Genomic DNA, 14,833 nt, shown 5'->3' with positions numbered 1-14,833 from the left:
CCCCGCCGTCGCCCCCCCACCCGGCATGATGGTGGCATGCCCGAAGGCGACACCGTCTGGCGCTTGGCCCAGCGGCTCCGAGAAGCGCTGGCCGGCAGCCCGCTGATCCACTGCGACCTGAGGGTCCCCCGGCTCGCGACGGTGGATCTGACCGGCCGCGGTGCGCTGGACGTGGTCTCCCGCGGCAAGCATCTCCTCAACCGCTTCGAGGGCGGCCTCACCCTGCACTCCACTCTGCGGATGGACGGCGCATGGAAGATCTACGCCCCGGACGAGCGCTGGCGCGGTGGCCCCGCCCACCAGATCAGGGCGGTCCTCGGCACCGCCGCACACACCGCCGTCGGCTACCGCCTGCCCGTACTCGACCTGCTGCGCACCGCCGACGAGTCCCGGGTCGTCGGCCATCTGGGCCCCGACCTCCTCGGCCCCGACTGGGACCCGGCAGAAGCCCTGCGCCGGCTGCTCTCCGCCCCAAAACGACCCCTCGGCGAGGCCCTGCTCGACCAGCGCAATCTCGCCGGCATCGGCAATGTCTACAAGTCGGAGCTGTGCTTTCTGCTGGGCGCCTCCCCCTGGCTCCCCGTGGGCCGGCTGCCCCGCCCGGAGCGGATGCCGGCCCTCGCCAAGAAGCTCCTCGACGCCAACAGGAACCGCCTCGCCCGCACCACCACTCCCTGGGGCTGCGGCCCGCGCCCGTTCGAGGGCGGTGCGGGAGCCCGCCCCGACCGCCGGCTGTGGGTCTACGGCCGGGCCGGCCTCCCCTGCCTGCGCTGCGGCGCCGCCATCCACACCGCCGGCCGGGCCCCCACCGCCGAGGAGCGCGTCACCTACTGGTGCCCCGCCTGCCAGCCCGACCGGCCGGCCGCCCGGCCCTCGGACCGACCGCAGACGCCCACCAATTGACGCACCGTCAGATTCGTCCCTACCCTCACCTCATGCCCCTCACGGCGTACGACCTCACGGGCCGCACCGCGATCGTCACCGGCGCGGCGAGCGGTATCGGCCGCGCCACCGCCGCCCTCCTCGCCGAGGCCGGAGCCACCGTCCACTGCGCGGACCTCGACGACCAGGGCGTGCAGGCGACCGTGGCGGCGGTCACCGCGTCCGGGGGCTCCGCGCATGCCCACCGCCTCGATGTCACCCGGCGCGACGAGATCGCCGCCGTCGTCGACACCGCCCGCAGCGCCACCGGCCGCCTCGATGTGATGGCGAACATCGCCGGAATCATGCACTCCTCCGCCGTCCTGGAGACCACGGACGAGGATCTGGACCGGGTCTGGAACACCAACTTCAAGGGTGTGCTGTACGGCTGCCAGGAGGCCGCCCGCGCCATGATCGCCACCGCCACCCGGGGCTCCCTCGTGAACATGGCGTCCGGCGCGATCGACACCGGCGCACCCGGCCTGCTCTGCTACGGCGCCGCCAAGGCCGCCGTCGTCCAGCTCACCAGGACCCTGGCCACGGAAGTCGGCCGGCACGGCATCCGCGTCAATGCCGTCGCCCCGGGCTGGGTCCGCACGGCGATGACCGGGCGTCACACCGCGCAGGAGCGGCAGCAGGCCGAGGGGCCGATGATCCGGATGTCCCCCCTGGGCAGGGTCGGAGAGCCGGCGGACATCGCGCACACCGTGCTGCATCTGGCGTCGGATGCCTCGTCCTTCATGACCGGCCAGATCCTCCGCCCCAACGGCGGCGTCGCCATGCCCTGGTGAACACCGCCCCCCACACCCCCCGCACCCCCTTGGCCCCCCGGACCGCCCGGACCACGGCGCGGCGGCAGCCCCCGTCGCTTCGGTCCGCCCACGGAACACAGTGCACCGGCAGCAGGCTGAGCCCCCAGCCGCCCAGCGTCACGACCCCCTCGACCACCCCCGCTGACTGCGGCCACACCACCAGCCGGACCGCGGCCCACCACCACACCACCCCGACGACGGCCCCGGATATCCAGCGCCCCGGCACGGCCCGTGGGCACCGGCCGGCCCGCCCCCGCTCCGGGAGCCGGCCGGCCGGCCCGCGGGCCGAGACGTCACGCCACCCCATGGCTGCCTCCTCCGACCGACGCTAGACGGGTCCCGGCGCCCGGCGGGAGGGCGCACCGGGGCATTTCCGGCGCGCAGATCGCCCCGCAAGCCCCGGCAACCGCTTCCCCGGCAACCACTCCCCCGGAACGGACAGCCCCGCAAGCCCCGCCAACCACCTCGCCCCCACAGGCTCCGGAGCGGAGGCCGGCACCGCAGGCCGCGGGAGCCACACCCCGGGGTCCGCACCCTCCGCGGGCCTCGCCGCCCGTCAGTGGGCCTCGGCCTGGAACATCCAGTGGTGCTTCTCCAGGTCGGCGGTCAGACCGATGAAGATGTCCTGGCTGACCGGGTCCGGATCCGCGGTGGCGGTGATCCGCTCCCGCATCCGGCCGATGACCGCACCGAGCGCGTCGACCATCGCCCGCACCACATCGCCGTCCTTGATCCAGCCGTCCGTGATCTCGCTGATGCCGCTGGTCTTGGCCACGGTGACGGCCCGCCCGTCGGGGGACACCCCGATTGCGGACGCCCGCTCGGCCACCGTGTCGGCGTGCTGCCGTGCGCTGGCGACCACCTCGTCGAGCTGAAGGTGTACGGAGCGGAACCGCGGGCCGACGACATTCCAGTGCACCTGCTTCGCGACGAGGGAGAGGTCCACCAGATCGACGAGGGCTCCCTGCAGAGCGGTCCCGACGATGCCGCGGTCCCCGTCGGACAGTGTGCTCGTGACGACAGACATTCAGATACTCCCATTTCAGGCGATTCATCCGATTTAGCCATCGTACAAATGAATCGCCCGCTCCGAGCGCCCCGGACGGTCCGCCCGAGCACCCGCCGGGCCCCGGCCCGCCTCGCACACCGCCCGCACCCGGGCAGCACGGAGCCCCGGCGGGCTTGCTGCCCACCGGGGCTCCGGTGCGTACGAACAGGGGTGTCAGGCCGCGACGACATCCACGACATCGGCCGGGGACTTGATGGTCACGCGATCCTCCGGCACACCGGCCAGGGACGTGACGGACACCGAATTGAGCTTCGGCCGCACCGGTGCGGGCACCGGATCGCTCGCGGCCGCGGACGCTGCCAGCTCGGCGAGCGCCAGCTCATCGCTGACCTCCCGCATGAGCTCGGACATGCGCACGTCCAGCGCGTCACAGATCGATGAGAGCAGCTCGGAGGAAGCCTCCTTCTGCCCCCTCTCCACCTCGGACAAATAGCCGAGCGACACCCGGGCGGAGGAAGAGACCTCGCGCAGGGTTCGGCCCTGGCGCTGACGCTGTCGGCGCAGCACGTCACCCAGCAGGCGACGAAGCAGAATCATCGCTGGCTCCCTCCTCGGACCTCGGATCCGGATCCTTCTCGCCCCACCGTACCGCCTCGGGCTGTAGGCGTGCGGGGTGCAAGTACGTGTTCACTCAGGGCTGCAAACATCCATTCCCCCCGTGTTGTTCCGTATCCTGTGCCCGCGTATTTTCTGCAAGTTCGCTCAACAACAGCCCGAGCACGGCCTCGATGGTGTCCTGGCGGATCCGGTCACGGTCCCCCGCGAGCGCCAGCCGCCGCACCGCCCCGGAACCGTCCGGCCCCCGGACCGCCACGAAAACGGTGCCCACCGGATGCCCGTCCTGAGGATCGGGGCCGGCCACCCCCGTGGTGGCGATGCCCCAGTCGGCGCCCAGCACCCGCCGCACACCGCTCGCCATCTGCTCGGCGACCTCGCCGTCCACGGCCCCGCGCGCGGCCAGCAGGGCGCCGTCCACGCCCAGCACCTCCCGCTTGAGGTCCGTGGCGTACGCCGTCACCGAGCCGCGGACGACCCGCGAGGCCCCGGGGACGGCGGTCAGTGCACCCGCCACCAGTCCGCCGGTCAGTGATTCGGCCACCGCCAGGCTCTGCCCCCGCCCGGCGAGCAGCTCCAGCGCCCCGGCCGCGACAGCACCCGGCCCGCTCACCGCGTCGTGTCCTTCTCAGCCTTGCCGGCCTTGCCCGCCATGTCGGCCTGCCCGGCCCGCTCCCGGGCCAGCCCGGCCCGGCGCAGCACCACGGCCTGCCGGATGTAGTCGAACCCGGTGACCACGGTCAGCGCCACCGCCACCGCCATCACCCACCAGCGGAAGGTCGCCAGCGGACCGGACAGCACCAGGACGTACATACCCACCGCGGTGCCCTGGGCCAATGTCTTGATTTTGCCGCCACGACTGGCCGGAATGACCCCATGCTTGATCACCCAGAACCGCATCAGTGTGATCCCGAGCTCCCGGAAGAGGATCACGCCGGTGACCCACCAGGACAGATCGCCCAGCACCGACAGACAGATCAGCGCGGCGCCCATGATCGCCTTGTCCGCGATCGGGTCCGCGATCTTGCCGAAGTCGGTGACCAGGTTGTAAGCGCGTGCCAGATGCCCGTCGAAGATATCGGTGATCATGGCGACGGCGAAGGCTGCCCAGGCGAAGGCACGCCAGGCCTGATCGGTTCCGTTGTCGTGCATCAGCAGCAGCACGAAGGCCGGGACCAGCACCAGCCGCAGCATCGTCAGGACATTGGCGATGTTCCACAGCCCGGCCTGCCGGACGACCGGCGCCGTGCGCGGGCCACCTGCTGCGGAAGCCGGGACTCCGGTCATCTGCCCGCCTCCTCGGTACACCCCGTGCCGTCCACCGACAGCACCTCCGCCACGAGGTCCACGCCCTCGCTCGCCACCACCTTTGCTTCGACCATACGACCGGGCTCCAGCTCCTGGCCGGTCGACAGCAGCGTGCCGCCGTCGGTCTCCGGTGCCTGGTGGGCGGCCCGCCCGACGATGCCGTCCTCGTCGTCGATCCGGTCGACCAGCACCCGCACCGTCTCGCCGACCCGCTCCTCGGCGCGCTGCGCGGTCAGCTCCTCGGCCAGCCGCGAGACCCGCGCCAGCCGCTCGGCGACCACGTCCGGATCGACCTTGTCCTCGTACGAGGCGGCCTCGGTGCCGTCCTCGTCGGAGTAGCCGAAGACGCCGATGGCGTCGAGCCGGGCCTCGGTGATGAAGCGCTCCAGCTCCGCGAGGTCGCTTTCGCTCTCCCCGGGGAAGCCGACGATGAAGTTGGAGCGGGCACCGGCCTGCGGCGCCTTCGTGCGGATCGTCTCCAGCAGCTCCAGGAAGCTGTCGGTGCCGCCGAAGCGCCGCATCGAGCGCAGCACACCGGGCGCCGAGTGCTGGAAGGACAGATCGAAATAGGGCGCGACCTTGTCGGTACCGGTCAGGACATCGATCAGTCCGGGGCGCATCTCGGCCGGCTGGAGATAGCTGACCCGGATCCGCTCGATGCCGTCGACGGCCGCCAGCTCGGGCAGCAGCGTCTCCAGCAGCCGGATGTCGCCGAGGTCCTTGCCGTAGGAGGTGTTGTTCTCGGAGACCAGCATGATCTCCTTGACGCCCTCCCCGGCCAGCCAGCGCGTCTCACCGAGCACATCGGAGGGCCGGCGCGAGATGAAGGAGCCGCGGAACGAGGGGATGGCGCAGAACGAGCAGCGCCGGTCGCAGCCGGAGGCAAGCTTCACCGAGGCGACGGGGTTGCTGCCGAGCCGGCGGCGCAGCGGCGCACGCGGCCCGGAGGCGGGCGCGATGCCCTCCGGCAGATCCTCCGGCGGAGCCGCCGGCTCGGCCGCCCCGGTCTGGGCGTGGCCGGGCAGCGCGACCCCGGCGCTGCCCTGGCGCTCGGCCGGGCTGATCGGCAGCAGCTTGCGGCGGTCGCGCGGGGTGTGTGCGGCATGGATGCCGCCGTTCAGGATGGTCTTCAGCCGGTCGGAGATATTGCTGTAGTCGTCGAAGCCGAGCACACCGTCGGCCTCGGGCAGCGCCTCGGCGAGCTCCTTGCCGTAGCGCTCGGCCATGCAGCCGACGGCCACCACGGCCTGGGTTCTGCCGTGATCCTTCAGATCGTTGGCTTCCAGCAGGGCGTCGACGGAGTCCTTCTTGGCGGCCTCGACGAAGCCACAGGTGTTGACGACGGCGACATCGGCATCGGCGGCTTCCTCGACGAGGTCCCAGCCGTCCGCTGCCAGGCGGCCTGCGAGCTCCTCCGAGTCCACCTCGTTACGGGCGCAGCCAAGAGTGACAAGGGCGACGGTACGGCGTTCGGGCATAGGCCTCAGCCTACTTTGTCCCGGCCGCCCCCCTGGCGCCCAGGGCTCCGCAGCCGGTCCGGGGCCCCCTGCACGGTCGGCGGACGCCCCCGGGGACGGGCTCTCAGCCCGCCTGGGGGTCTCCCGGCGTGTAGCTGAGACGCTCCACGGTGCCCTTGTCGCCGACCTGCTTGACCTCCTTGCCGTTAACGTACAGCTGTACGGCTCCGGCGTTGCCGAGGACCAGGTCGATCCGTTCCTTGTCGGTGATGGTCTTGGACTCGCCCTTCTTGAGCAGGCCGTCCTCCAGGAGCTTGCCGTTGGCGTCCTTGGCGGAGATCCAGCTCTGGCCGTCGCGGGCGGTCACCTTGATCGTGACCTTGTCCTTCGGCAGTCCGGCGACGGCGCTGTCGGAGGGCTCGGGCTTGAGGGGCGGCTTGATGGTCGAGGGATGGCGGGTGGGTGCCGGCGCCGGCTTCGCATTGGCGTCGCCGGCCGCGACCGGCCCGCCGTCGCTCTTGCCGCCGCCCGTGAAGAGCGTGAAGCCCATGAACCCGACCACCGCGACGATCGCCGCGACCATCGCCGCGGTCCAATTGGGGCGGCGCGGCTCGGAGCGGATCCGCTCGGCTTCGAAGAGCGGGGCGGCGGGGGTCGGCGCGGGCCGTCCGCCGTGTTCGGCGTCGAAGTGGTCGATCAGCGGTCCGGGATCGAGGGATACGGCGCGGGCGAGCGCACGGATATGTCCCCGGGCATAGACGTCGCCGCCACAGCGGGAGAAATCGTCCTGCTCAATCGCCTGCACGAGGGGAATGCGCACCCGTGTCGACGTACTGACCTCTTCGACGGTCAGTCCCGCTCCGATACGGGCCTTCTGGAGGGCAGCACCGACGGAAGGCCGGTCTGCTTCGGGGGAGTTGCCGATGGACACGGGGGCGCCTTTCGAGCGTGTAGCCACCTGCTGGAAGTTCAGTCTAGGGGTGGAGCGAAAGGGTCGGGCAAGCGGGAGAGCGGAGTTTGTACGCCATCGGAACGCCGTCGGCGGTGCCCTGGGGCTCGATGGTGAAGCATCGTTCCCTCATCTCCCTCAACTTGACGTATCGGCAGGAGAAACGGTTGCTTTCTTCTCTCGTACGGGTGACCCGGATGTCTGTGCTACTCGGTAGCCTCCCCCCGGATCACCGCCAGCACGCCATCCAGCTCATCAGGCTTCACCAGAACGTCACGCGCCTTGGACCCCTCGCTCGGCCCGACGATGGTGCGCGACTCCATCAGGTCCATCAGCCGCCCGGCCTTGGCGAAGCCCACCCGCAGCTTGCGCTGCAGCATCGAGGTCGACCCGAACTGAGTGGAAACCACCAGCTCAGCGGCCTGGCACAGCAGATCGAGGTCATCGCCGATGTCCTCGTCGATCTCCTTCTTCTTCGCCGTGCCCACGGTGACGTCGTCCCGGAAGACGGGCGCCATCTGATCCTTGCAGTGCTGGACGATCGCCGCGACCTCTGCCTCGGTCACGAACGCGCCCTGCATACGGACCGGCTTGTTGGCGCCCATCGGCAGGAACAGCCCGTCGCCCTTGCCGATCAGCTTCTCGGCACCCGGCTGGTCGAGGATGACCCGGCTGTCGGCGAGCGAGGAGGTGGCGAACGCGAGCCGGGAGGGCACATTGGCCTTGATCAGGCCGGTGACCACGTCGACGGACGGGCGCTGGGTGGCGAGCACCAGATGGATACCGGCCGCGCGGGCGAGCTGGGTGATGCGGACGATCGAGTCCTCCACATCGCGCGGCGCGACCATCATCAGGTCCGCCAGCTCGTCGACGATCACCAGCAGATACGGGTACGGCGCCAGCTCGCGCTCGCTGCCCTCGGGTGAGCTGACCTTGCCGCTGCGCACCGCTTCGTTGAAGTCGTCGATGTGCCGGAAGCCGTAAGCCGCGAGATCGTCGTAGCGCAGGTCCATCTCGCGCACCACCCACTGCAGCGCCTCGGCGGCGCGCTTGGGGTTGGTGATGATCGGCGTGATCAGGTGCGGGATGCCCTCGTACGCGGTCAGCTCGACGCGCTTGGGGTCGACCAGCACCATCCGGACGTCCTCCGGCGTGGCCCGCACCATGACCGAGGTGATCAGACAGTTGATGCAGGACGACTTGCCGGAACCGGTGGCGCCGGCCACCAGGACGTGCGGCATCTTCGTCATGTTGGCCATGACGTAGCCGCCCTCGACGTCCTTGCCGAGCGCCACCAGCATCGGGTGCTCGTCGCCCGCGGCGTCGGCCAGCCGCAGCACATCGCCGAGGTTGACCATCTCGCGGTCGGTGTTGGGGATCTCGATGCCGACCGCGGACTTGCCGGGGATCGGGCTGATGATCCGGACGTCGGGGCTGGCCACCGCGTAGGCGATGTTCTTGGCCAGCGCGGTGATCTTCTCGACCTTGACGGCCGGGCCGAGCTCGACCTCGTAGCGGGTGACCGTCGGGCCGCGGGTGAAGCCGGTGACCGCCGCGTCGACCTTGAACTCCTGGAAGACGGTGGTCAGCGCGGCCACTATGGCGTCGTTCGCGGCGCTGCGGGTCTTGCCGGGACCGCCGCGCGAGAGCAGGTCCAGCGAGGGCAGCGCGTAGGTGATGTCGCCGGACAGCTGGAGCTGCTCGGCGCGCGCCGGCAAATCACCGGACGGCTCGGGAGGTGCCTTGGTGAAGTCGGGTACGGCCGGGGTGTCCTCGGCAGGGGCCGGCTTCGGCTCCGCGCCGCGGGCCGGCGGCACCGTGCCGCCCTCCCCCGCGGTGTCCTCGCCGTGACCCCGGCGCTCCCCGGAGATGCTGCTGCTGAGCCCGGCGACGAGCGGGGACGGCTGGACGCCGTGCAGCACCGCACCGTCCAGCGCAGCGGCGGCCGCGGCAGCCACATCCACCGCGTCCATCGGCCGGTCCACGGCGGGCTGCGCGGAAGCCCGGCGCGGGCGGCGCCGCTTGGCCAGCGCCGCTTCCTCTCTCGCGTCCGGGTCGCCCGAGGCCGGCCCGGCGGCAGCGCGGCGCGGCTTGCGGGCAGGCTGCTCGCGCCACTCCTCGGCGTAGTCCTCGGCCTCGTCGTAGTACTCCTCGGGCTCCTCGGGCTGCACCACGCCCAGCCGGATGCCGAGCGCACGCAGCCGCTGCGGGATGGCGTTCACCGGCGTCGCGGTGACCACCAGCAGCCCGAAGAGGGTCAGCAGCGCCAGCAGCGCCACGGCCAGGGTCTGCCCGACGGTGAAGATCAGCGGCTTGGACGCCACCCACCCCAGATAGCCGCCGGCGTCCTGTATGGCGGCCAGCCCGTCGTCCCGGCCCGGCGAGCCGCAGGCCATCGCGACCTGCCCCAGGACTCCGACCACCAGCGCGGACAGCCCGATGACGATCCGGCCGTTGGCCTCCGGCTGCTCGGGGTGCCGGATGAGGCGTACGGCGATGCCGCCCAACAGTATCGGGACGACCAGATCGAGCCGCCCGAACGCCCCGGTCACCAAGAGCTCGACGAGATCGCCGACCGGGCCGCTGAGGTTGGACCAGGTACCGGCCGCGATGACCAGCGACAGGCCGAGCAGCAGCAGCGCCAGCCCGTCCTTGCGGTGCGCCGGGTCGAGGTTCTTGGCGCCGCGGCCCATCCCGCGGAACACCGCCCCGATGGTGTGCGCCAGCCCCAGCCAGCAGGCGCGGGCGAGGCGGTAGACACCTCCGGTGGGTGACGGCGCCGGCCTGGGGGCCGCGGCCTTCTTGGCGGGAGCCCTTTTGGCCGGTGCCTTCTTCGCGGCCGCGGTCTTCTTGGCCGGCGGCTTCGCGGGCGCCTTCTTCGCGGCGGTCTTCTTGGCTGCGCCCGCGGTCCGTCCGGCGCGCTGCTTCGAGGGGCCCGCCGTGCTCTGGGTTCCCTTGCCGGACGTACGTGAGGCCATGGCGTCGAGATTACAGGCGAACGCGGACATCACACGAGCGCACCGCGCTTCACCCGAACGTGTCGCACGCCCGTCTCATGAAAGGGCGTCAGTTACCTCGCGGCGCTTCCCGACCCCGGCTCCAGGGCGTCCAGTGCCCGGCGCAGACCGGTCAGTTTGCGCTCCAGATGGGCCGCCGTGGCGACCGCCGCCGCGTCGGCCGTCTCGTCCAGCTGCTTGGACAGCGCCTCGGCCTGCTCCTCGACCGCGGCCAGCCGCGCGGAGAGCTCGGCGAGCAGCCCCGCGGACTCCCTCGCCTCGTCGGCGCTCTGCCGCCCGCCCTCCAGCTGCAGCCTCAGCAGGGAGGCCTGCTCCCGCAGTTGGCAGTTCTTCATGTACAGCTCGACGAAGACCGAGACCTTGGCGCGCAGCACCCAGGGGTCGAACGGCTTGGAGATGTAGTCCACCGCACCGGCCGCGTAGCCGCGGAAGGTGTGGTGCGGGCCGTGGTTGATGGCCGTGAGGAAGATGATCGGGATGTCGCGGGTCCGCTCCCGCCGCTTGATGTGCGCGGCCGTTTCGAAGCCGTCCATCCCCGGCATCTGCACATCGAGCAGAATCACCGCGAAGTCGTCCGTGAGCAGTGCTTTGAGCGCTTCCTCCCCGGACGATGCCCGCACCAGTGTCTGATCGAGCGCAGAGAGGATCGCCTCCAGCGCCAGCAGATTCTCCGGCCGGTCATCGACCAGGAGGATCTTGGCCTTCTGCACCATGGCCCGTCCTCCTCGCCCCGGCATGGAACCGGACGCCACCCCAGGGGACGACTCCGTCACGCCGCCCGTCCTTGTGCCGGTCATGGTAGCTGCACCCCGCCTGTCGCCACACCCTGTCACCGCGATGTCACTGTGCACGTAGCAGAAACGCGGACAGAGACCAGAAGGTTCCCCGAATCCTGCGCTTCCACACGTCCACGGCGACACTGAGTCAGCACGCGATGATCCTCTTCCGCCTCCATAGTGGACGCTCCCTCACTCCGCGCGCATCCATTGCTCCATGACCGACAACAGATGATCGGTATCCACCGGCTTGGTCACGTAGTCGGAGGCTCCGGAGTCGATGCTCTTCTCCCGGTCGCCCTTCATCGCCTTCGCGGTCAGCGCGATGATGGGGAGTCCGGCGAACTGCGGCATCCGGCGGATCGCCGCCGTGGTCGCATAGCCGTCCATCTCCGGCATCATGATGTCCATCAGGACCAGCACGATGTCGTCGTGCTGCTCCAGCACCTCGATGCCCTCGCGCCCGTTCTCCGCGTACAGCACCGACAGCCCGTGCTGTTCCAGGACGCTGGTCAGCGCGAAGACATTGCGGATGTCGTCATCGACGATCAGCACCTTCTCACCATGGAAACCGCCCTCGAAGGCCGGGTCCACCAGATCCTGGCCGTTGCCGATCCAGGGCTCCTCGACGGGCTGCTGCGGGGCGGGCTGTGGCGGCGCCTGAGGCATCTGCGGCGGCGCCGCGGACGGGGACCGGCCGGGCAGGGCGAAACGGCGCTGGGGGCCCGAAACCGCCCGGCGGCGGCGCCGGTTGAAGTTGCCCCCGGAATCCTGCTCCAGGCCCTGCTGCTCCTCGGCCTCCTGCCGCCCGACCTCCGTCTCGCGCGCCTCCGCGTCCATCGCGATCCCGCCGGCCACCAACTGCGGGTAGCCCTGCGGCGGCAGCCCGCCCGGGTTGTGCGGCAGGTAGAGCGTGAAGGTGGAGCCGCGGCTGGGCTCGCTCGCGGCGTGGATCTCGCCGCCCAGCAGCCGGGCGATCTCCCGGCTGATGGACAGGCCCAGGCCCGTACCTCCGTACTTGCGGCTGGTCGTGCCGTCCGCCTGCTTGAACGCCTCGAAGATGACCCGCATCTTGCTGGACGCGATGCCGATACCGGTGTCGGTGACCGAGAAGGCGATCATGTCGGCATCCGGGTCGCGCAGCGAACCGTGCTCCAGCAGCTGTTCCCTGATGGCCACCGGGACATCCGCACCGGCCGGCCGGATCACCAGCTCGACGGCGCCGCTGTCGGTGAACTTCACCGCGTTGGACAGCAGATTGCGCAGCACCTGCAACAGCCGCTGCTCGTCGGTGTGCAGCGTCGCCGGCAGCTCCGGGGAGACCCGTACGGAGAAGTCGAGTCCCTTCTCCGCGGTCAGCGGGCGGAACGTGGCCTCCACATAGTCGACGAGCTGGACCAGCGCGATCCGCGTCGGGCTGACGTCCATCTTCCCGGCCTCGACCTTGGACAGGTCCAGGATGTCGTTGATCAGCTGGAGCAGGTCGCTGCCGGCACCATGGATGGTTTCGGCGAATTCGACCTGCTTCGGGGAGAGATTCCCCTCGGCGTTGTCGGCCAGCAACTTGGCCAGAATCAGCAGGGAGTTCAGCGGCGTCCGCAGCTCGTGCGACATGTTCGCCAGGAACTCCGACTTGTAGCGCATCGAGACGGCGAGCTGCTCGGCGCGCTCCTCCAGGACCTGCCGCGCCTCCTCGATCTCGGTGTTCTTCACCTCGATGTCGCGGTTCTGGGCGCGCAGCTGCTCGGCCTTCTCCTCCAGTTCGGAGTTGGACAGCTCCAGCGCCTTCTGCCGGCTCTCCAGCTCGCCGGACCGCTCCTTGAGCTGCTCGGTCAGCTCCTGCGACTGCTTGAGCAGCACCTCGGTCTTGGTGTTGACCGAGATGGTGTTGACACTCGTCGCGATCATCTCGGCGATCTGGCTGAGGAAGTCCTTCTGGATCTGGGTGAACGGCTGGAACGAGGCCAGCTCGATCACACCGAGCACCTTGTCCTCGAAGAGCACCGGCAGCACGATCACATTCGCCGGCGGCGCCTCGCCCAGCCCGGAGGCGATCTTGAGATAGCCGGACGGGACGTTCTCCACCAGGATGGTGCGCCCCTCCTCCGCGGCCGTACCGATCAGCGTCTCGCCCGGCCGGAAGGTCGTCGGCATCCCGCCCATGGCGTAGCCGTACGAACCCATCAGCCGCAGCTCGTACGCGCCCGCCTCGGCGCCGTCCGCGCCGATCTCCCGGCTGTCGGGCTGCGCCGCGAGGAAGAACGCGCCGTGCTGGGCGGAGACCGCGGGCGAGAGCTCGCTCATGATCAGCGTGGCGACGTCCTTGAGGTCGCGCCGACCCTGCATCAGACCGGAGATCCGGGCGAGATTGCCCTTGAGCCAGTCCTGTTCCTCGTTGGCGAGGGTGGTCTCCCGGAGCGTGGAGATCATGGTGTTGACGTTGTCCTGGAGCTCCAGGATCTCGCCGGCCGCGTCCACGTCGATCCGGACGTTGTGATCGCCGAGGGTGACCGCCGCGGCGACCGCGGCGATGGCACGCACCTGACGGGTCAGGTTGCCGGCCATCTCGTTCACCGACTCGGTCAGGTCCCGCCAGGTGCCGGCCACGCCCCGCACCTGCGCCTGACCGCCCAACTGGCCTTCCGTACCCACTTCGCGGGCCACCCTGGTGACCTGCTCGGCAAAGGACGACAGCTGGTCGACCATGGTGTTGATGGTGGTCTTCAGCGCGAGGATCTCGCCCCGCGCATCGATGTCGATCTTCTTGGTCAGATCGCCCTTGGCGATGGCGGTGGTGACCATGGCGATGTTGCGGACCTGGCCGGTCAGGTTGTTGGCCATCGAGTTCACGGACTCGGTGAGGTCCTTCCACGTACCGGCGACGCCGGGGACGCGGGCCTGGCCGCCCAGGATGCCGTCGGTGCCCACCTCACGGGCCACCCGGGTGACCTCGTCGGCGAACGACGACAGCGTGGTCACCATCGTGTTGACCGTGTCGGCGAGCTGCGCGACCTCGCCGCGCGCCTCGACCGTGACCTTCTTCGTCAGGTCTCCGTTGGCGACCGCCGCCGAGACCTGCGAGATGTTGCGCACCTGGATGGTCAGGTTGTTGGCCATCAGGTTCACGTTGTCGCTGAGATCCAGCCAGATACCGGTGGCTCCCGGCACCCGCGCCTGGCCGCCCAACTGGCCCTCGGTGCCTACCTCACGGGCCACCCGGGTCACCTGCTCGGCGAACGACGACAGCTGGTCGACCATCGTGTTGACGGTCGTGACCAGTTCGAGGATCTCGCCCTTGGCATCGACGGTGATCTTCTTGGAGAGGTCCCCGCGGGCCACCGCCGTCGTCACCTCGGCGATGTTGCGCACCTGCGAGGTCAGGTTGTTCGCCATGAAGTTGACGGACTGGGTGAGGTCCTTCCACGTCCCGCTGACGCCCTGCACCTCGGCCTGGCCGCCGAGGATGCCCTCGGTGCCCACCTCGCGGGCGACCCGGGTGACCTGCTCCGCGAACGAGGAGAGCTGGTCGACCATGGTGTTCAGGGTGTTCTTCAGCTCCAGGATCTCGCCCCGGGCGTCCACGTCGATCTTCTGCGACAGGTCACCGCGCGCAACCGCCGTGGCGACCTGCGCGATGTTGCGGACCTGGGCCGTCAGGTTGCCGGCCATGCCGTTCACCGAGTCGGTCAGATCCCGCCAGACACCCGCGACGCCCGGCACCTGCGCCTGACCGCCCAGCCTGCCGTCCGTACCGACCTCCCGGGCGACCCGGGTGACCTGCTCGGCGAACGCGGAGAGCTGGTCGACCATCGTGTTGATGGTGTTCTTCAGCTCCAGGATCTCGCCGCGCGCGTCCACGTCGATCTTCTGGGAGAGGTCACCGCGCGCAACCGCCGTCGTCACCTGCGCGATCTGCCGCACCTGGGACGTCAGGTTCCCCGCCATGAAGTTGACGGAGTCGGTGAGTTC

11 protein-coding genes are annotated in these 14,833 nt (G+C 70.3%); 2 read left to right on the top strand and 9 right to left on the bottom strand.

All coding sequences use genetic code 11. The annotated features are described in order from the left end of the window. Nucleotides 1–36: 36 nt before the first annotated feature. Together ACWGJY_RS32735 and ACWGJY_RS32730 are read left to right on the top strand one after the other, a co-directional pair. A complete protein-coding gene (locus ACWGJY_RS32735) occupies nucleotides 37–903 on the top strand; it encodes an Fpg/Nei family DNA glycosylase (RefSeq protein WP_453264504.1) in 867 nt (288 codons plus the stop codon). A 32-nt stretch (nucleotides 904–935) separates the two neighbouring features. Next, nucleotides 936–1,712, top strand: a complete 777-nt coding sequence (locus ACWGJY_RS32730) for an SDR family NAD(P)-dependent oxidoreductase (protein WP_453264503.1) — start codon at nucleotides 936–938, stop codon at nucleotides 1,710–1,712. A gap of 577 nt (nucleotides 1,713–2,289) precedes the next feature. Here ACWGJY_RS32730 and ACWGJY_RS32725 read toward each other — a convergent pair. The 9 genes from ACWGJY_RS32725 to ACWGJY_RS32685 all read right to left on the bottom strand — a co-directional run. Then, nucleotides 2,290–2,760, bottom strand: coding sequence for a Dps family protein (locus ACWGJY_RS32725; RefSeq protein ID WP_453264502.1), 471 nt, complete (start codon nucleotides 2,758–2,760; stop codon nucleotides 2,290–2,292). Between the two features lie 195 nt (nucleotides 2,761–2,955). After that, nucleotides 2,956–3,339 (bottom strand): helix-turn-helix domain-containing protein, encoded by a 384-nt coding sequence (locus ACWGJY_RS32720; RefSeq protein ID WP_018092941.1) that lies wholly within the window; start codon nucleotides 3,337–3,339, stop codon nucleotides 2,956–2,958. Between the two features lie 94 nt (nucleotides 3,340–3,433). Continuing rightward, nucleotides 3,434–3,970 carry a CinA family protein gene (locus ACWGJY_RS32715; RefSeq protein ID WP_453264501.1) on the bottom strand — a complete coding sequence of 179 codons (537 nt, stop codon included), beginning with the start codon at nucleotides 3,968–3,970 and terminating at the stop codon, nucleotides 3,434–3,436. Beyond that, on the bottom strand, nucleotides 3,967–4,644 hold the full coding sequence (pgsA, locus tag ACWGJY_RS32710) for a CDP-diacylglycerol--glycerol-3-phosphate 3-phosphatidyltransferase (RefSeq protein WP_453264500.1): 678 nt from the start codon (nucleotides 4,642–4,644) through the stop codon (nucleotides 3,967–3,969). The genes ACWGJY_RS32715 and pgsA overlap by 4 nt, the downstream gene beginning before the upstream one ends. Continuing rightward, nucleotides 4,641–6,143 (bottom strand): 30S ribosomal protein S12 methylthiotransferase RimO, encoded by a 1,503-nt coding sequence (rimO, locus tag ACWGJY_RS32705; RefSeq protein ID WP_453264499.1) that lies wholly within the window; start codon nucleotides 6,141–6,143, stop codon nucleotides 4,641–4,643. Before rimO ends, pgsA begins: the two co-directional genes overlap by 4 nt. 103 nt (nucleotides 6,144–6,246) lie before the next feature. Next, a complete protein-coding gene (locus ACWGJY_RS32700) occupies nucleotides 6,247–7,053 on the bottom strand; it encodes a helix-turn-helix domain-containing protein (protein ID WP_453264498.1) in 807 nt (268 codons plus the stop codon). A gap of 224 nt (nucleotides 7,054–7,277) precedes the next feature. Next, on the bottom strand, nucleotides 7,278–10,049 hold the full coding sequence (locus tag ACWGJY_RS32695) for a DNA translocase FtsK (RefSeq protein ID WP_453264497.1): 2,772 nt from the start codon (nucleotides 10,047–10,049) through the stop codon (nucleotides 7,278–7,280). Between the two features lie 92 nt (nucleotides 10,050–10,141). After that, complete coding sequence (locus ACWGJY_RS32690; RefSeq protein WP_453264496.1) at nucleotides 10,142–10,801, bottom strand: response regulator; 660 nt, start codon at nucleotides 10,799–10,801, stop codon at nucleotides 10,142–10,144. Nucleotides 10,802–11,056: 255 nt separating this feature from the next. Next, the coding region (locus ACWGJY_RS32685; RefSeq protein WP_453264495.1) for a HAMP domain-containing protein at nucleotides 11,057–14,833 on the bottom strand (3,777 nt) is incomplete at its 5' end.

This window comes from Streptomyces sp. NPDC054765, assembly GCF_053612065.1.
This window is presented reverse-complemented; position numbering and strand designations above follow the sequence as displayed.